At 35.5% G+C, this 19,623-nt stretch carries 12 protein-coding genes; 7 read left to right on the forward strand and 5 right to left on the reverse strand.

Annotation, left to right across the window (positions count from 1 at the left end; genetic code table 11):
* The first annotated feature begins 8 nt into the window (after positions 1 to 8).
* The 5 genes from J7574_RS13060 to J7574_RS13080 all read left to right on the forward strand — a co-directional run bounded on the left by J7574_RS13060 (position 9) and on the right by J7574_RS13080 (position 8,555).
* On the forward strand, positions 9 to 3,368 hold the full coding sequence (locus tag J7574_RS13060) for a SusC/RagA family TonB-linked outer membrane protein (RefSeq protein ID WP_290968928.1): 3,360 nt from the start codon (positions 9 to 11) through the stop codon (positions 3,366 to 3,368).
* A gap of 3 nt (positions 3,369 to 3,371) precedes the next feature.
* Complete coding sequence (locus J7574_RS13065) at positions 3,372 to 4,862, forward strand: RagB/SusD family nutrient uptake outer membrane protein (protein ID WP_290968931.1); 1,491 nt, start codon at positions 3,372 to 3,374, stop codon at positions 4,860 to 4,862.
* Entirely contained in the window at positions 4,849 to 6,315 is a 1,467-nt protein-coding gene (locus J7574_RS13070; RefSeq protein ID WP_290968933.1) for a hypothetical protein, read from the forward strand. Before J7574_RS13065 ends, J7574_RS13070 begins: the two co-directional genes overlap by 14 nt.
* A 111-nt stretch (positions 6,316 to 6,426) precedes the next feature.
* The gene (locus J7574_RS13075) at positions 6,427 to 7,569 is read left to right on the forward strand and encodes a cytochrome c peroxidase (protein WP_290968936.1); all 1,143 of its coding nucleotides are present in this window, start codon (positions 6,427 to 6,429) and stop codon (positions 7,567 to 7,569) included.
* Between the two features lie 344 nt (positions 7,570 to 7,913).
* On the forward strand, positions 7,914 to 8,555 hold the full coding sequence (locus J7574_RS13080) for a VOC family protein (protein ID WP_290968938.1): 642 nt from the start codon (positions 7,914 to 7,916) through the stop codon (positions 8,553 to 8,555).
* 107 nt (positions 8,556 to 8,662) lie between these two features.
* On the opposite strand, the gene J7574_RS13085 is transcribed toward J7574_RS13080, so the two are convergent.
* The 5 genes from J7574_RS13085 to J7574_RS13105 form a co-directional block, all read right to left on the reverse strand.
* Positions 8,663 to 10,663, reverse strand: coding sequence for a heavy metal translocating P-type ATPase (locus tag J7574_RS13085; RefSeq protein WP_290968940.1), 2,001 nt, complete (start codon positions 10,661 to 10,663; stop codon positions 8,663 to 8,665).
* 407 nt (positions 10,664 to 11,070) lie between these two features.
* The gene (locus J7574_RS13090; protein ID WP_290968943.1) at positions 11,071 to 12,342 is read right to left on the reverse strand and encodes an efflux RND transporter periplasmic adaptor subunit; all 1,272 of its coding nucleotides are present in this window, start codon (positions 12,340 to 12,342) and stop codon (positions 11,071 to 11,073) included.
* 2 nt (positions 12,343 to 12,344) lie between these two features.
* Complete coding sequence (locus tag J7574_RS13095; RefSeq protein WP_290968946.1) at positions 12,345 to 13,586, reverse strand: TolC family protein; 1,242 nt, start codon at positions 13,584 to 13,586, stop codon at positions 12,345 to 12,347.
* Positions 13,587 to 13,834: 248 nt separating this feature from the next.
* On the reverse strand, positions 13,835 to 16,975 hold the full coding sequence (locus J7574_RS13100) for a CusA/CzcA family heavy metal efflux RND transporter (RefSeq protein WP_290968949.1): 3,141 nt from the start codon (positions 16,973 to 16,975) through the stop codon (positions 13,835 to 13,837).
* 107 nt (positions 16,976 to 17,082) lie between these two features.
* Complete coding sequence (locus tag J7574_RS13105) at positions 17,083 to 17,406, reverse strand: DUF6660 family protein (protein ID WP_290968952.1); 324 nt, start codon at positions 17,404 to 17,406, stop codon at positions 17,083 to 17,085.
* 299 nt (positions 17,407 to 17,705) lie between these two features.
* Here J7574_RS13105 and J7574_RS13110 point away from each other — a divergent pair, with 299 nt between their 5' ends.
* Positions 17,706 to 18,827, forward strand: coding sequence for a hypothetical protein (locus tag J7574_RS13110; protein WP_290968955.1), 1,122 nt, complete (start codon positions 17,706 to 17,708; stop codon positions 18,825 to 18,827).
* A gap of 12 nt (positions 18,828 to 18,839) precedes the next feature.
* On the forward strand, positions 18,840 to 19,610 hold the full coding sequence (locus tag J7574_RS13115) for a porin family protein (protein WP_290968958.1): 771 nt from the start codon (positions 18,840 to 18,842) through the stop codon (positions 19,608 to 19,610).
* Positions 19,611 to 19,623 lie beyond the last annotated feature (13 nt).

Below are 19,623 nucleotides of genomic sequence, written 5' to 3' on the forward strand. Positions count from 1 at the left end.
AAATAAACATGACATTTACGATACCACCCCTTTTAAGAAAAATTCTGTTTTTCTTAGCCATTCTCATATCTGGATTTAAAGGATTTTCTCAGAATAAACTCATAACAATACACGCAAAAAACAAACCTATAAGTCTAATTATCAAATCTATTGAAGAGCAAAGTGATTTCAGAATCATTTATAATGCAAAAAAAATAGATACCGATCAATTGGCCGATTTAGATGTTACTAATGCTACTCTAGAAACGGCTTTAAAGAAGTTATTAAAGAGCACGAATATTTCCTATTACATTCAGAAAAAACAGGTTTTATTGACAGATGCTACTCCTGTTGACAAATCTAATGCTACTGTTGCAGAAACTGAACGCATCATTAAAGGGACAGTTTACAGTGCAAAAGACAAACAGCCTCTTCCTGGCGCGGCTATTCGTGTAAACGGAACAGGAATGGGTGCTATAACGGATGCAAACGGAAAATTTGCGTACGAATTAAAAGGTGATAATATTAAAGATCAAATTCTTGAAGTGGCCTATTTAGGAATGGAATCGCAGTCGCAAGCTGCTGGTTATAAAAAAGAATTTGTCTTTTATCTTCAAGAAGTTACAGACGAATTAGATCAGGTTATTATTACTTCTTCTTACGGCACAACTAAATTAAAAGAAGAAATTGTGGGAAGTATTTCGACTTTAAAAGCAAAAGATATTCCCATACAACAGGCTTCTGAAAGTGTAGATAAAATGATTGAAGGGCAAATTGCTGGCGTTTTGGTTGAAAATACTTCTGGTGTTGGTACGGCTGTTAAAATAAATATTCGTGGTCAGGGAACTTTAAAATCTTTAAATGGAAATCTTTTAGGAACTTCAACTCAACCATTAATTATTGTTGATGGTGTGATTATGAATGAGCAAAAAGGTATTGATACCACCGGTTTTGAAGCAACTGGAAGTCTTGGAGAAAACTTATCAAATCCGCTGGCTTTTCTTTCGCCAGATAATATTGATTCTTTTACGGTTCTAAAAGATGCTGCGGCAGTTGGTATTTACGGAGCTGATGGATCAAACGGAGTAATTTTGATTACAACCAAAAAAGGCACAAAAGGTAAAGCTAAATTTCAGTTTTCAAATCAATTAGGAGTTTCTACTGCAATTAATCAAATTAAATACTTAAACGGAGAGCAATACACCGAAATAAATAATGCTTTCAATAAAAGTACTAGCTCCACTTATAATCCAGTTGTTTACAACGGAATCAATACCGATTGGTTTGATCTTTTAAATAATTCCGGAATTTATAATAAATATAATTTTGCCGTTTCAGGAGGTACTTCAAAAATTACGTATCGTACCAACATCACCTATTTGAATATTGACGAACCGCAAATGGGCAATACTACTAAACAGCTGAATGGTGGAGTCAATATTGGCTACAAACAGTCAAAATGGGATGTAAATCTATCATTTAATCCAAGTTACATTAAAAAAGATGCACCAAATATTTATTATGATTTTGCTTATCTGCCTACAATTTCTCCATACAATGCAGACGGAACGTATTCTAAACTGGGTTTAATTGGCCCAACAGGAGGAAATCCGTTAGCGGCTATCGATCAAAATAAAAATATAACCGAATCCAAAGCGCTTATTACAAGCTTGAATCTAGGTTATGAATGGAACAAAAATATCCGTTTTGCAACTTTGTTCGGATTAGACTATTTGGATAAAGTTCAAGATCGCTATTTCTCTGGTGAAAACGAAAGCGGGCAAAACAATGGAAGTTTTATTTTAGGCGGAACCACTTATCCAAACTGGGGAAGACGTGTCCTTAATAAAAGAAATGGCACCAAATGGAATTGGCAAGGCCAAATGCTGTTTAATAAAGAAATAACTCAAAACCATGCAATTGATGGAGTTATAGGATTTGAACTTGGAGAAGAAAAAAACAACTTTGATTTTATCTCTGGAACTGGATTTGTAAATCCAAATATTGTCAATAATGTGGAAGATGCACTTCAAGACGATAATCCTTTAACAACTGAGGACGAAACCAAAACAAAACAGTCCTATAGAAGTGAAATCAATAATAATTCGAGAGTTTCATTCTTCGGACAATTAAATTACAATTACAAAAAGAAATATTTTGTTTTAGCCAATTTAAGGCGTGACGAAAGCTCCGTTTTTGGAGATGACACCAACGTAGCCTTGAATAGTGGTGCTGGTCTGGCCTGGATTATTTCTAATGAAGATTTCTTAAGCAATTCTTCTTGGATTGATTTCTTAAAACTAAAAATAAGTTATGGTTCTACAGGAAACTCTAGAATTGGTTCTTACCGTGCCAAAGGTTTGTACAATGTGAGCCAGAATGGTTATAACGGAAATCCTTATGCCACACCAAGCACAGCACCTAACGGAAATTTAAGCTGGGAAAAAAACAAAAAATTTAATGCTGGTGTAGATTTCAACATCTTCAACTCAATTGCATTAACATTAGAATATTATTATGATGATCTAAATGATTTAATTACAAGCCGAGATATTCCAACCGAAACGGGCTATAACAGCATGCAGTTAAATGCTGCAAGCATGTATAACAAAGGTTTTGAGCTTACAACAAGAGTGAAATGGTTTCAGAAAGGAAAATTCAAATGGACTACTACCGTTAATATTTCAACAGTTGACAATAAAGTAACCGATCTAGTTGGTTTAGGAAGCGATTATTCTACTTCAAATCTCGCTCTTGCACAAAAAATTGGTTACAGCACTACTACTATCTGGGGAGTAAAATGGGCTGGAGTTGATCCTGCTACAGGGCGTGATTTAATTAAAAAAGGTGACCAGATTTATGATGCTCCAACTTGGAAAAGTTTATTTAACGAAACAGATTGGGAACCTATTGGCGATACGCAACCAAAAGCTTTTGGAGGTTTTAGCAATAGCTTTTCATTCAACAACCGTATTACTTTATCATTTACAGGAGCATTTCAATTGGGTGGAGACAAGTTGATTTCTGATGAAATTGTATCAAAATACAGCAATTTATCTAATAGAAATATGTCTGTAAATGCTTATGATTACTGGAAAAATCAAGGAGATATTGTTTCACAGCCTGCTCCAAGCAGAAACACTTTGCTGCCTAACTTGAGCAAATACGTTTACGATGCTACTTATATTAAATTAAGCAACATTAACCTGAGCTACAATGTACCAATCAAAAACACTTTTCTAGAGACTTTAACGGTATTTGCTGATGTTTCTAATGCCTTTTACTGGTACAAAGAAAAGAGTCCGTCTGGAATGAACGGAATTAGAGAATTCAGTTTCAACTATCCGCAATCGCGAACAATTTCATGTGGAATTAATACCAAATTTTAAAAAATGAAACATTTTAAACATCCCAATATATTAAGATTCGCTTTCCTACTAGCCTTTATTTTTTTGATGCAAAGCTGTAGTGATTTTCTTGAACAAGAGCCAGGCACAAAAGTTTCTATAACAGAACAATTAGAAAATAAAAAAGGCTTACTTCAGGCAATGTCAGGACTTTATGGAGAGCTTGAAGAACTTATGCGATTTGCTCCTTACGCAACTTATGCCGACTTGCAGGGTGGAAATATAAAATTTACTCCTACCATTGGTGCAACTAGTTCTAGTACAAATACTGGTACTATTTCTATTAGAGATAATACCGCAGGAATATACTCTTTTGATGATAGAGCCGAAGAATCGAATTTGGCTTCTTTTTATGCAAATAGCTATGGCATTATTAATCAAGCTAATTTATTGCTAGAATTTACCGATGCCTTGCCAGATGCGACAATAGAGGAGAAAAACCAAATTAAAGCAGAAGCCTTAACTATTAGAGCTTATACTCATTTTTTGCTAAGCCAAGTTTACTCGCAAAATTATGGTTTTACAGCCGATGCTTCTCATCTTGGAATTGTTTACAGCAAAGCATCTACAAATGAAAAACTTACCTATCCAGCTAGAGAAACTGTTGCCAATACCTATACTTTAATCATTAATGATATTAAAACTGCTTTAGATTTATATACAGACAATACCTTAATAAGCGGACCAACTTATTCTTATTTTAACAAAGTAAATACAAAAGCTTTATTATCAAGAGTTTATTTATACAAAAAAGATTGGAAAAATGCCTATGACACCGCAAATGATATTATTTCAAATTCGGGAGTAGTTTTAACTGTATCAGAAAATTATGTTGCACAATGGGAACAGCCAGATCTTCCAATATCAGAAATTTTATTAGAATTCACGGTTCGAAGAAACAACGAAGGAAATGCAAGCTTAACAATGGCTAGTGCATACGGATATACAACTAATTCAAACTATGGCTATTATTCTGCATCTAATGATTTGATTTATTTATACGAAAGCAACGATATTAGAAAACAGTTGTTTTTAACCAAATCAATTGGGACAATTGTAAATCTGCAATTAGTACCATTAAACTACAATTTCACAAAAAAATATCAGGATAATCCAGGTTACGTCGCTTTTAGATTAAGCGAACAATATCTAATTCGTGCCGAAGCTGCTATTGGTTTAAATAACGTAGATCAAGCAAGAACTGATATTAATACCATAAGAGCACGAGCAAAAGCCACATTATTAACAGACAACAGCAATATTTTGGAAGCATTGCTCCTAGAACGAAGAAAAGAGTTTTGTTTTGAAGGGCATTTGTTTTTTGATATAGCTAGAAATAAAAAAGATGTTTCTAGAAATGATGGCTGTATTTCATCTGCTTGCAGTGTGACTTATCCGTCTCCAAAATACATCTTGCCAATACCGCGCAGTAATATCAACTTAAATACAAATTTAAAACAAAATGAATCGTACTAAAATTATATCCGCATTAAGCTTAGCTGTAATCGTATTTTCATCTTGTTCTAAAGATGATTATAGATTGGACTCTAAAAATATTGATCCTTATATTCGATTTAATTTCATGACAAACAATGGTGTTCCTTTAGAATATCCAAGTGTCAATACAACGGCGCTAACATTAGCTGAATATGAAAATAAATCGGTTAAAATATTAAAGGTTCCTGTTACTTTAACATCTTCAACCTTAAAAACTCCAGTTACAGCTTCTTTCAGTGCAACCACATCTGGAAGCCTTGATACTTTTACCGTAAAGCCAGAAACAGAATTACTTTTTCAAGGCAACAAATTAACCGATACTATTTTCGTTTCTTTTGATCAAAGATGGAAAGACAAACAATCTATTACACTAAAATTAGAAAATACATCAGATCCTAATATTCATATTGGAAATCTAAATACTGCAGCACCAAATAACATTTTTACAATTAATTTGGGACAAGTCACAACAAATTATACTTTCCCTATAAATCAATTTGTTGTAAAAGGCGAAGTGGGCGAAAAAGTTGATTTTAAAGTAAATTTCCCGAACGGGTTTATTCCTTCTGAAATAGAAACCAATCCTATTTTTAAGTTCCAAAATGGTTTCGAATATTCTTTGACTCATGATGATTATGGAGATAACAGAAGTTCCATAACCTATCATTTGACTCTTTTAGAAGATTTACAAAATGATGATGCGCGTTACGAAAGCAAAATAACCCTTATCAATACTCCTAATTATGTTGCATCAGGAAACATCAGTTTAACCATTGTAAAACCTATTAAATCAGCAAGAGACGTTAAGGCTTACCCTGCTTCGAAATTTACAGATCCAACCAATGCATTTTATCTAACATATGGAGAACACTGGTTTAACAACAATGGAGCTTGTTCTTGGCAGACATTCAATGCTTTAACTTTCCCTATAATAGTAACGAAAGACAATGAGAATGCGATACTTTACAGCGACAAAGGAACAGCAAACCCAAACGATGACGTTTATCATGATGCTTTCAAGATCGGATTTAATGTTGCCAGCGGAACTAATACTGTAAATTCTTTCGGTCTAAAAAGATGGTTTTCTAACGAAAGTAGTTCGGCTGCAATATCACCAGGATTTAATATTACCTCAGCTTTAGAATTTTTCCCTGCCAACGGAAACAGCAAAACAGAAGGAACTGTTTTGGTAATTCCGCAGGATATTACAATCGGATCGAGCGCAACAAATACACACGTAATCGCTATTTCTGGCGAAGGAACGTACAAAGAAATCAGCAATGGTTTATTTGAAATTTCATTTGAATTAAAACTAACAAACGAGAAACTTTTTGGAGGAACTGTTTCTACGCAATACAGAATGTACAATAACAGAACGTACCCAAAACCTTCAGCGTTAAGCATTCCGTGCCCTAAAGAAGTTACACTTTAAAAAAGTTTAATGTTTCAGGTTTCAAGTTTCACGTCTCGCAATAACTTGAAACTTGAAACCTGAAACATGAAACTTAAAACAAAATCAAGAAAAACGTAAAACATAAAAGAATTGAAAAAACTAATCATTCCAATCTTTTTCCTGCTCAGCTTAACGGCTTATAAAAGCATGGAAGGCCCTGATTACATCGATATTCAGGAATTACGAAAACTGTATTCCAGCGGCGATTCTTCTAAATGGCCTTCTGCAGAATTACATGAAAATGTAGACAAATCTAAATTTCAGGATATTGGAGAGCTTCCTGCGGTTCCTTATCCTGATTATAATCCGTATTCTAAAGAAAAAGAAAGTCTGGGAAAGATTCTGTTTTTTGATCCGAGATTATCTAAAAGCGGACAAATTGCTTGCGCGTCGTGCCACAATCCAGAATTGGGATGGACAGATAACTTAACGCGTTCTTTTGGCCACGACCGCCAAACAGGAAAACGCAATTCGATGACGATTTTAAACTCGGCTTATGCAACTTCCTTATTTTGGGATGGGCGTGCTTCAAGTTTAGAAGATCAAGCGCAATTTCCTGTTCAAGATCCGTTAGAAATGAATGAAAAACTAACAATTGCTGTTGACAGAATCGCTACAATAAAAGGCTATAATTCGTTATTTACAGATGCTTTTGGAGATAAAAAAGTGACTTTAGAGCGAATTCAGTATGCCATTGCCACTTTCGAAAGATCCATCAATAGTCCGAAAAGTAAATTTGATCAGTTTGTAAGTGGAAAATCAGATATTTATACCGATCAGCAGGTGAAAGGAATGCATTTGTTTAGAACTAAAGCCCAATGCATCAATTGCCACAATACGCCTTATTTCAGCGATAATCAGTTCCATAATGACGGACAGACTTTATTCGGAACCAAAAATGAAGATTTCGGACGTTATAATGTGACGAAAGAGGTAAAAGATATTGGCAAATTTAGAACGCCAACGCTTCGAGAAGTCGCAAATACGAGACCATGGATGCATCACGGACATTTTCCAACTTTATTGGATGTTGTAGAATTTTACAATCTAGGGAATCCGTCTCCTGTTCAAAAAAGATATTTAGGGACAGCTAGAGACACCTTGATTCCAAAAGCAGATCCAATGCTAAGAAAACTAGACTTGAACAAAGAAGAAATTAGCGATTTATTAGCTTTTATTGAAACTTTAAGCACACCAACACGAAGAATTATAATTCCAGAAATGCCGAAATAATTTAGTTGATGATTTGCATTTGCCCCAAAATCTGCAAATCTATTAGGCCCATTTCTTTTTCAGAAATGGGCTTTTTTATTCGAAAACAAAGTCAAAAGAAGATTTAATACAATTTAAAGTTGTAAATTATAATATGGAAAGATTTTTCGATAATCTTGCAGCAAAACCGATTTGTCTTTTTATAACTTTAATAAACTATTTAGAGATGCCATTTAATGCCAATCGATAATCATTTATTATCCTTTTATTGATAGATAAAATACCGCTGGAGTCTTGGTGTTATTGGTCTTTATTAAATTTGTCTATCACGCAAAAGAAGCTTTTCTTTTATAAAAAATACAGTTATGAGAATAGATCAGATAGAAATCAAAACAAACGATATTCAAAAAACAAAAGCATTTTATCAAAACATTTTTGGGCTTTTCATTCTAGAAAATGACCAAAAATCAATTACGTTTCAAGCCGGAACTTCCATTTTAAAATTTGTTGAAGATCCTAGTTTTAATTCGATATATCATTTTGCTTTTAATATTCCTGAAAATCAGCTTGAAGAAGCTATTCAATGGTGTAAAGACAGAGTGGAACTAATTGTTTTGGAAGATAAAAGTGTAGTCACTCATTTTGAAAACTGGAATGCGCATTCTATTTATTTCTTCGATCACAACGGAAATCTACTCGAATTCATTGCCCGACATGATCTAAATAACGAACAAGTTGGCGAATTCAACTCTGCTTCTATTTTAAGCATAAGCGAAATCGGAATTGTTACCGAAAGTCCGTTACAACTAGGAAATCAATTAATTGAAGAGCACGGACTTCATTTCTTTTCTCAAAATACAAATACAGATAAGTTTGCCGCCATTGGCGACCACGAAGGTTTATTGATTCTGGTTCAGCCAACTCGAAATTGGTATCCTACCCAAATTCCTTCTGAAAGTAATCCAGTGAAAATATCGCTGAAAATGATGAAAATATTATTGAGCTAAAATTTTAATTCTAAATCTGCCGAATCTGCTAAATCTGCGAGAAAAATAATCTCTCGCAGATTTAGCAGATTTAGGGGATTTTTTTATCTAAACTTTAGACTAGTTTGCTAAAACTTCATTCTCTGAATCCTTACTGCATTTAAAATCGCTAAAAGCGCTACTCCAACATCGGCAAAAACAGCTTCCCACATCGTGGCTAGTCCGCCTGCGCCAAGAATTAAGACAAAAGCTTTTACGACAAAAGCCAATGTAATATTCTGCCAGACAATCTTTTTAGTTTGTTTTCCGATATTAATTGCCATTGCAATTTTACTTGGTTTGTCATCTTGAATTACAATATCAGCAGTTTCGATTGTGGCATCGCTTCCTAAACCTCCCATTGCAATTCCGACCGTACTCAACGCAATTACAGGCGCATCGTTTACACCATCTCCAACAAAAGCAATCGTTTCGTTTTTAGCTTTAATTTCGTTGACTTTATTGACTTTATCTTCTGGAAGCAGATCGCCAAAAGCTTGAGAGATTCCTAGTTTATCAGCCACAAACTGAACTACATTTGATTTATCGCCGCTTAACATGGTCAGTTTTACCCCTAAAGATTTTAGTTTAGAAACTGTTTCCTTGGCATCTTCTTTAATTTCATCGGCAATAGTCAAATAACCTGAAAATTTGCTTTCGTAAGCAATTGCGATGGTAGTATAAACTATTGTGGAAGGATCTATATCATATGAAATATTGAATTTATCCAACAATTTAAAATTACCTACATGCAGTTCTTTTCCGTTATGTATAGCTTTTAATCCGTGTCCCGAAATTTCCTCAATATCTTTCAATTCTACCGAAGAATCAATTGGTCCAACATAATTATGAATAGCAGTTGCCACAGGATGTGAACTTTTATTCTCTAAAACATTAACCAGTTTTAAGATTTCCTCTTTATTAAATTCAGGCTTTATGATGACTTCTTGGACTTTAAAAACGCCTTCGGTCATTGTTCCTGTTTTGTCTACCACTACATTCTGGATTGTCGAAATACTATCAAGGAAATTACTGCCTTTAAACAAGATTCCGTTTCGGCTTGCAGCGCCAATTCCTCCAAAATATCCCAACGGAATACTGATAACTAACGCACAAGGACAAGAAATAACCAAGAAAACCAAAGCTCTATATAGCCAATCTGTAAAAACGTAATTGTCTACAAAAAGCATAGGAATCAAACAAATGGCAATTGCCAAATACACTACAATTGGCGTATAGATTTTAGCAAACTTTCTAATAAACAATTCGGCAGGCGCTTTTTTTGCCGTGGCATTTTGCACCAATTCCAAAATTTTAGACAATTTACTATCGCTATAAGCTGTTGTAACTTTTACTTCAATAATGGTGCTTCCGTTTATCATTCCTGCTAAAACAGTGTCTCCTTTCTTTTTCGTCGCTGGTTTGCTTTCTCCTGTCAGCGCTGCCGTATTTACAAACGCTGAATCTGATAGTAATTCACCATCCAAACCTAATTTTTCTCCAGCTTTTAGCTGAATAATGGCCCCGATCTGAACGTCTTTGGCTTTGACTTTTACTGCAACGTTATTTTCTAAAATATGCACCTCATCTGGGCGCTGATCCAATAGCTTTTTAATGCTAGTTTTTGCTCTGTTAACCGCCATTCCCTGGAAGGTTTCTCCAATGGTATAAAACAACATTACGGCAACACCTTCAGGATATTCGCCAATAGCAAAAGCTCCAATTGTGGCGATGCACATGAGGAAAAACTCTGAGAAAATATCTCCTTTCATAATGCTTTCGTAAGCTTCACGAAGAACTGGAAGCCCAACAGGAAGATAGGCAATAGCATACCACACAATTCTAACATACCCAGTAAACCATTCTTGCGGAAAATAATTATCAAAACCAATTCCGATAATCAGCAGTAAAAAGGATATAATTGATGGTAGAAATAGTTTAAAAAGACCCTCTCCGGCATTGTGTTCATGGTCATGTCCCCCATGATCGTGCTCATCATTTTCAGAATGCACAGGTTCGTCATGTGAACAGCTGCAAGACGGTTTGGCTTTATTTTTTGTGTTTTTTATTTCTTTATCTTGATGTATCATGGATAACTTTTTTAACTTTTAAAGTTTCACGTTTGATGTTTCAAGTTTAGTGAAACTATGTTTAAAATATTCTCTAAATTTAAGCATTTTGTATCGTTTTTTTTGCCACAAAGACACGAAGACGCAAAGTTTTTTTGTTTCACGCAGATTAAAAAAGATTTAAGCTGATTATGCAGATAATTTTAAATTAAATCTGCTAAAATTTGCAAAATCTGCGTGAAATAAAATCATTTCAAACCTTCTATTCCGATAATTTTTGGAGTGTACAAAATTTCTTTTTCAATTGCCTCCAGCTTTAGCTGGAGGCATTCAAAAACTTTGCGACTCTGAGCCTTTGCGAGCATATTTGACTCCAGCAAAAAAACTAAGCATCTTAGCAACTTAGAACCTCAGCACCTTCAAAAAAATCAATGCGTATGCTCTCCCCCGCCTTTCATTGCAGAAAGCAGATAAAATGCACCTTTTGTAACAATTTTAGCATTGGCAGGAACATCGTGAACAAATTTCACTTCTGTAAAACCTAAATCGGTTGTGCCAGGAACCACTTCTACAGCTTTAAAATGAATTTCCTCTTCGTGAGCTTCTTCTTTTTCTCCTGCTTTATCTTCGTGTTTTTCTGCTGCACGTTCTTCTTCTTTTACAAAAACGAAATATTTATCAGCATTTTTCACCACTGCGTCTTTTGGTAATGCCGGAACTGTTGCATTCACAATATTGATATTTGCCGAAACGTACATTCCCGGAATCAATCCTTTGGCATCAGCTGGATCAATTTTGGCGTGTACGGCAACCGTTTTACTTTCGTTAGAAAAAGATTTATTGATTCCGAAAATCTTTCCTTTAATCGATTTATTGGACTGATTCGTTAACACAAAGTCAATTACTTGGCCTATTGAAATAGAACCTAAATCTTTCTCGTACACATTCAAGTCCAAATGCATCTGACTATTGTCGACCACTTCAAAAAGCGAAACTTCTGTATTTGCAAAAGCACCTTTCGCAATATTGATTTTCCCTACAAAACCGTTTATTGGCGAAACAATTGGCACGACTGATGTTGTTCCTTTTGTATTAACATGTAAAGCATCCAACTTGTTTTTTGCGGCCTGGGCACGCGCTCTTTCAGCTGCTAGCTTAGCTTTTACTTCCTGAAAAGTCTTTCTCGGATTCACATTTTCGTCGCTCAGCGTTTTCTGGCGGTTGTATTCCAATTGCAGATATTCTACATTCGCCACAGCCGATTGGTAATCTTCCTGCATTCCGATAACTTCTAGATTTTGAATGGTTGCCAAAACTTTTCCTTTGTTGACATAGGTTCCTTCCAAAACAAAAATATCCTTTACCGTTCCGCCAATCAACGTCGAAACCTCAGCAGAATTTTGCGGAGGAACTGTAGTATAGCCGTTTGCCTTAATGATTTTATTCAGGTTTCGGTTTTCTACAATTCCTGTTTCAATACCTACAGTTTTGTATTGAGAAGCAGTTAAAGCAACTTCTGTTGTTTCTTTTTCTTCTTCTTGTGGCTCTTCGGTTTTCTTTTCATTACAACTTGTTATGAAAATAACCGCAAGGCACGCAAGGACAAAGCGCAAAGCACACAGGGAAATTAAACTTTGCGCTCTTTGCGAAAATTCCTTTGCGTTCTTTGCGGTTAAACTATTATCAAATATATTTTTCATTTTTAATTGTTTTTGATGGTTGGAAATTGAAGTTCGATCGCGCTTTGATTGTAGCTGTGCGTTGCCTCTGCAAATTGTTTTTTAATATCAATTGCTTGATTTAAAAAACTGATATACGACCAATAACTCATATCGCCATTGGCGTAACTTTTCTGGGCAGTTTCGATAATCTGATCGGCGTAATGCAAACCTTCGTTCTGGAAATACGCTAAGTTTTTCTGCTGTTTTTGAAAATTATTCTGCAATTCTTCTTTTTGCAGATTCAACATTATTTTGTTCTTGTCTAAAGCCAATTGTGATTGCGAAACACTAATTTCAGCCGCTTTGGCTTTGGTTGTATTAACGCCTCCAAATAACGGAATCTGCAATCCTGTCGTAAAACCTTGAAAAAGAGATTCCTTATTTATCGTTTGCGCAAAATAACCTAAACCTACTTTTGGCGTGCGTAAAGCTTTAAATGTTCCTGCTTCTTTTTGATAAACCGAAATTTGCTGCTGATACAAATCGGTCATCAAAGTCTCGGCTTTTGTATGATCCTGATTTTCTATAAAAGTGTATTGTAAAGCGGTATTAGAATCAGGAACAATATTTTGGTCTGTTTGAATGAAAAACTGCAATTGTTTCTGATAAATAGACAAATCGTATTCTAACTGCGCTTTCTGCGTTTCAATTTCTTTTACTTTGGCTTTAGCGCTAATGACTTCAATGTTTCCGCTTTCACCTGTTTTAAAACGCAGTTCAGCATTCTTTAGGAATTTCGTGTAAATATCATTCAATTCTGAATTGAGTTTCTGAATCGAAACGCCATACAAATATTGATAATAGGCCAATGTCACAGCTTTTTCGATTTCATACGAAGACAAAGCTTTTCGTTTTTCAGCCAGTTTTGCCAGTTCTTCCTGCAATTGTCGATTGGCTTTTGTGATGTTTCCTAACGGAAAAAACTGCTGTACCGAAACATTATGATCGTAATCGGCACTATTAAACTGACCGCCTTGATACTGCACCTGAAGCGGATCGGGCTGAAAAGCTGCTTTTTTAAGAACAGTTTGTTTTTCTATTTCTTTATCGGCTATTTTTAAGTCGATGTTGTTTGATTTGGCCAATTCTATTGCTTTTTCTAAGCTTATTGATTGCTGGGCAAATGTTATAGTGCTTGCTAATAGGAATGCACTTAACCGCAATCCCGATAGCCATCGGGAGCAAAGCTTTTTCGATTGATTTTTATATATTGAATTTTTCATTTTTATATTTTTTGTTTCACGCAGATTTAAAAGATTTAAGCTGATAAACGCAGATTATAATTTATAAATCAATATTAAATCTGCTTCGATCTGTTTAGATCTACGTGAAAATTTTTTTTGTCTCTCGCAGATTTTAAAGATTAAGCAGCTATTTTTCTTTTTAAATTAATCTGCCAGATCTGCTGTCCCGATAGCTATCGGGAGCGAGAGAAATTATTTTTTACACGCAGTAATAAATTATCTAATTATCATATTTTCTCATTTACTAATTTCTCCTTGCGGTTAAATCCATGCTCAAGCAATAAATACAAAATCGGTAAAACGATTAAGGTTAATAAAGTCGCTGAGAGTAATCCGCCTATAACTACTGTGGCTAAAGGTTTCTGCACTTCTGCTCCGCCGCTTGTGGACAATGCCATTGGCAGAAATCCTAATGAAGCTACGGCAGCGGTCATTAAAACAGGACGCAAACGCGTTTTAGTTCCGATAATAACTCTTTGAAACGCATCTGAAACGCCTTCTGTTTTTAATTGATTGAAATACGAAATCAGTACAATTCCGTTTAAAACGGCAATTCCGAATAAGGCAATAAAACCAATTCCAGCCGAAATACTAAATGGCATTCCTCTTAGCGAAAGCGCAAAAACACCTCCAATAGCGGATAACGGAATCGCACTAAAAATTAGCAGTGCTTGTTTGGCGCTTTTAAAAGTGAAATACAGCAAGACTAAAATCAGCCCTAAAGCTATTGGTAAGGCAACCGAAAGTCTTTGTGAAGCTTCAATCAGATTCTGAAACTGTCCGCCATAGGTTACATAATAACCCGCAGGAAGTTTGAAACTTTTGTCTAGTTTTGCCTGAATTTCTTCTACCACACTTTTAATATCCCTTCCTCGAACGTTTAATCCAACGGTGATTCTTCGTTTTCCGTCTTCGCGGATAACCTGCACAGGACCTTGTTCATATTCTACCGAAGCAACTTGAGAAAGCGGCACTTGCTGACCACTCGGAAGCGGAATAAACAAATTGCTTACATCGGTAATATCGCCTCGATTGTTTTCATCCATTCTTACGACAACATCAAATCGTTTGCTTTCGTCGTAAATCTTTCCAGCAACTTCGCCTGCAAAAGACGAACGAATAATTTGGTTGATGTCTGAAATATTCAGTCCGTAAAGCGCAATTTTATCGTAATCGTATTTAATTGTAATTTGCGGTAATCCTGTTATTTTATCTGCTTTTAAATCACCGATTCCGTCGATTCCTTTTATTTTCGAAATCAATTCGGTCGCTTTTGCATCTAGAATCTCCAAATCGTCACCAAAAATTTTGATTGCAATATCAGATCGGCTTCCCGTCATTAATTCGTTAAAACGCATTTGAATGGGCTGAGAAATTTCAATATTGGCTCCTGGAATAATTTCCATTTCCTTTTTCATGGCATTGGCAATTTCTTCCCAATTGCGGTATTTGCCTTTCCATTCTTTCTTGTCTTTTAGAACAATAATCAAGTCTCCGCTTTCAATCGGCATTGGGTCGGTCGGAATTTCCCCGCTTCCAATTTTGCTTACGATAGTTTTTATTTCAGGAAATTTAGCTTTCAGGATCTGCTCGTATTTGGTCGTTGTTTCAACCATCTGCGAAAGCGAACTTCCTGTCATAATGGTGGCGTTAATTGCTAAATCGCCTTCTTCGATTGTTGGTATAAATTCGCCTCCCATATTTTGGAAAATGAAAAACGCTAAAGCGAATAATCCAATGGCAACAGAAAGCACAACTTTTTTAAATTCTAGAGCTTTTTTCAATAACGGCGTGTAGCGGCTTTCTAACCAAGCAATCATGCGGTCGCTGAAATTTTCTTTGTGTTCTGTTTTTTTCGAAAGAAACAAAGCGCTCATCATTGGAATATAGGTCAGTGAAAGAATAAAGGCACCGATAATGGCAAAACCAACCGTCATAGCCATTGGTTTAAACATTTTTCCTTCGGTTCCAATTAAAGCTAGAATTGGCAGATATACTATTAGTATAATAATCTCACCAAAAGCGGCACTATTTCTAATTTTCGAAGCCGAATTATAGACTTCTTCGTCCATTTCTTCTTGCGTTAATTCTTTTTTGTTTTTGAATTTCTGCAGATGATGCATAGTGGCTTCGACGATAATGACGGCTCCGTCAACAATAATTCCGAAATCTATCGCGCCAAGACTCATTAGGTTTCCGCTTACGCCAAAGGCATTCATTAAAATCACTGCAAAAAGCATCGCTAACGGAATAACTGAAGCGACGATTAATCCTGCACGAAGATTTCCTAAAAACAGAATCAAGACAAAAATTACGATTAAAGCTCCTTCTAACAAATTCTTGGCAACGGTTTTAATCGAATTGTCTACCAATTTTCCTCTGTCAATAAAGGGTTCTGCAACAACTCCTTCGGGAAGGCTTTTATTGATTTGTGCCATTTTTTCGTGAACACGATTTACAACGGCGCTAGAATTTTCTCCCTTCAGCATCAAAACCAATCCTGAAACAATTTCTCCTTTTCCATCTTTTGTCGATGCTCCGTAACGCAATGCTATGCCTTCACGCACCTGCGCTACATTTCGAACCAAAACAGGCGAACCGTTTCGGTTTTTTACTACTACATTTTCAAGGTCTTTTATGCCTTTTGCCATTCCGACACCGCGAATGAAATAGGTATATTGGTCTTTCTCAATATAAGCGCCTCCTGTATTTTGATTGTTTTTTTCTAAAGCATCAAAAATTTCGGTAATCGTAACACCAAGGCTATTTAATATATTCGGATTTACGGCAATTTCGAATTGTTTCAATTTTCCGCCCCAAGAACTTACTTCGGCAACGCCTTTAATTCCCTGCAATTGAGGGATAATAATCCAATCTTGAATGGTTCGCAATTCGATCGCACTATATTTGTTTTCGTAGCCTTTTTTGGCATACACATCGTATTGGTAAATTTCTCCAAGACCTGTAGAAATTGGCGCTAGTTCAGGAGAGTTTACATAATCTGGAATGTTTTCTTCGGCTTGTTTTAAGCGTTGAAATATCTGTTCGCGCGCCCAGTAAATATCGACATCGTCTTCAAAAACAACGGTTACGACAGATAACCCAAAACGGGAAATGCTGCGAAGTTCTATTACATGAGGAACTGTTTTTACAGCTCTTTCTAATGGATATGTAATTAATTGCTCGACTTCTTGACTTGCCAATGTCGGTGCAGTTGTAATAATCTGCACTTGATTATTGGTCACATCTGGCAGAGCATCTAAAGGTAAATTTTTAAGCGAATAGCTTCCCCAGGCAATAAGCACAAGGGTAAATAATAGTATAACGAATTTGTTTCGTATACTAAACTGTATGATTTTATCTAACATTTGAATCTATAATGACGTGAGAAATTAGACAATTAAATTGTCTGTAAATGTGTGGAAAGTCCACAACGCTCTCACCCATTTTCAAAATCTTGAAATGGGCATAATCATTATGCTATCTGAGGGGGTTGCCAAATACTTCCGCAGAAATCGGAAATAAAAACAGAATTATAACTTGGTAAAGAAATTGAGATTTGATTGTAAGCTTTAGGGAATTCAAAACTTACAGCAGAATGGTAGCTTAAAACCTGCGCTCCGCAACAATTGCAGACACAGAATGGAGAACATAAATCATTGGCCTTATCATGCGAATGATTGTCTTCTGAAGCAAACTGAGCCGTTTTATGCATTGCACTGTTGACTTCCATATCTGCACAGGGCATATTGGAAAGTGCCAAGAGGTAAATTGATAATATGATTGCTATCCATTTCACGACTGTAAAATTACGATTTATTTTTAGTTTTCCTACATAACGATATTGATAATCTTAAAAATAATAGACTTGCTAAGGGTCTGAAAATTATTTTAATAGTTTTTTTATTTTCTTCAAAAATTTTGTTGGAGGTAAGAAAATTTCGTTAACTTTAACAATAATTAACAATTCTTTAAGTCCCAGATTTAACTTTTAAAAACATTTTCTATAAGCCAAAAAAAATAAGCAGAGAATTCTTCACGCACATTAGTACCATTTATTTTTCGCAGTTATTAATTAATTTTAAAATACTCTAATCAATGAAATGTAAGACACTAATATCAGCCTCTTTATTATTTTTCAGCATTCAAATATTCGGACAAGTTTATACCGATAAAATTGTAGGAGAAAAAAATCAACCCTTAAAAGACAGTCTTAAAGTAGAAGAATACCCTTATGCTCTTCCTATTTGGGGAGAGAAGGTGGCTCAAAAAGGTTATAAACTTCCTTATTCGGCCGGTTTATCTGTAAACTGGTTCTGGCAGGACTCAGAAATTGTAATCAACAACTTGGAAGTCGGTTTTAATAACGGCCCTAAATATAATCTAGACGAAATTGTTCGATTTGACAAATCGTCTGTAGAAGCTACTGCCGTAACGATTAGACCCGATATTTGGCTTCTGCCTTTCTTAAATATATATGGGATTTTTGGTAAAGCCAACACAGCAACCAAAATTAATGCCGGAATCTGGATTCCGGATGCCGATAATAACTGGTCGCAAATTACTTCTTTTAGCACTAGAGCAAATTTTGACGCTACAACATTTGGTCTTGGTATGACTCCAACAGTTGGTATTGGCGGAGGGTGGCTTGCTCTTGATATGAATATGGCTTGGACCGATATTAGTTCGCTTGACAAACCTGCATTTTCTTATATTTTTGGACCAAGATTAGGTAAAACCTTTAAGTTTAACAAACCAGATGAAAATGTAGCGATATGGGTTGGAGGTTTTAGAGTGCATATTGCAGGAGATACCAATGGTGATCTTCCTTTATCGGACTTCATTAATCTTGATAATGCACAGCAAAAAGTAGATGATGGTCTTGCCAAAGTGGCCGAAAACCAAACAAAAGTTGACAACTGGTGGGATAGTTTAACACCTGCTGAACAAAAAAAACCTGCAAATGTCGCGAAACACAATACGGCAAATCGCGCTTTGGAAAGTGCAGGCAATATCTTAGGCACTCTGGATAATGCTCTAGCAAGAGGTGCAGATTCTTCTGTACAATATTCTCTTCAAAAAAGACCAAAAGATATGTGGAACTTTATTATTGGTTCTCAATATCAGTACAACAAGCACTTTATGTTTAGAGCAGAATGTGGTTTCTTAGGCTCTCGCACCCAAGTGTTGGCAAGTTTACAGTACCGTTTTGGACTTTAATTTAGCAATTGTATGAAAAAAGGTTTTTTAATCTTTATCACTTTTTTTTGCATTACTTCTGCTCAGTCACAAGTTTTGATTTCTTTAATTTTTGGAGATAAACTGAATTCGGAGTTTCTAGAATTTGGTCTGGAAGGCGGCGTTAATTTTTCTACCATTTCTAATATGGGATCTTCTGCCACCAATCCAGGTTTCAATCTTGGTTTTTATTTTGATCTTAGATCAAGAAAAAATCCAGCCTGGATGATCAATACAGGTGTAATTGTAAAATCGCCTATGGGAGCGCAAGATATTCCTGTTTATTCTCTAAATGATGCAAATCTGGACAATACTTTTGCTGGCGGAAGCGTAAATCGTGAAATTCGTTATTTTAATGTTCCGATATTAATTAAATATCAGTTCAAGAATAATATCTACGTTAAAGCTGGACCTCAATTTGGTTTGCTTGCCAAAGCTTTTGATCAGTTTAAGAACGAAATAAACAACGACGATGTTATTTACAAAAAGAATATTCGTGATCAGATTCATGTTATTGATGCCGGACTTGCTTTTGGAACTGGCTATCATCTGAATGTTGGAAATGGCTTAAATTTTACCATTCAATATTACTACGGTTTAGTAACCGTAATGAAGGGCGATGGCCCGAATAACCAATTCAACAGATCTTGGTACATCACTGCGGGAATTCCTATTGGTAAAGGAAAAGCGGCACAGAAAAGAGCCGAAGAAAAAGCTGAGATGAATAAGGTGATCTTACCTGAAGACGAAAAAAATAAACCATAAACAATTTTAGATT

This window comes from Flavobacterium sp., from assembly GCF_017744675.1.
Taxonomy (GTDB): Bacteria; Bacteroidota; Bacteroidia; order Flavobacteriales; family Flavobacteriaceae; genus Flavobacterium.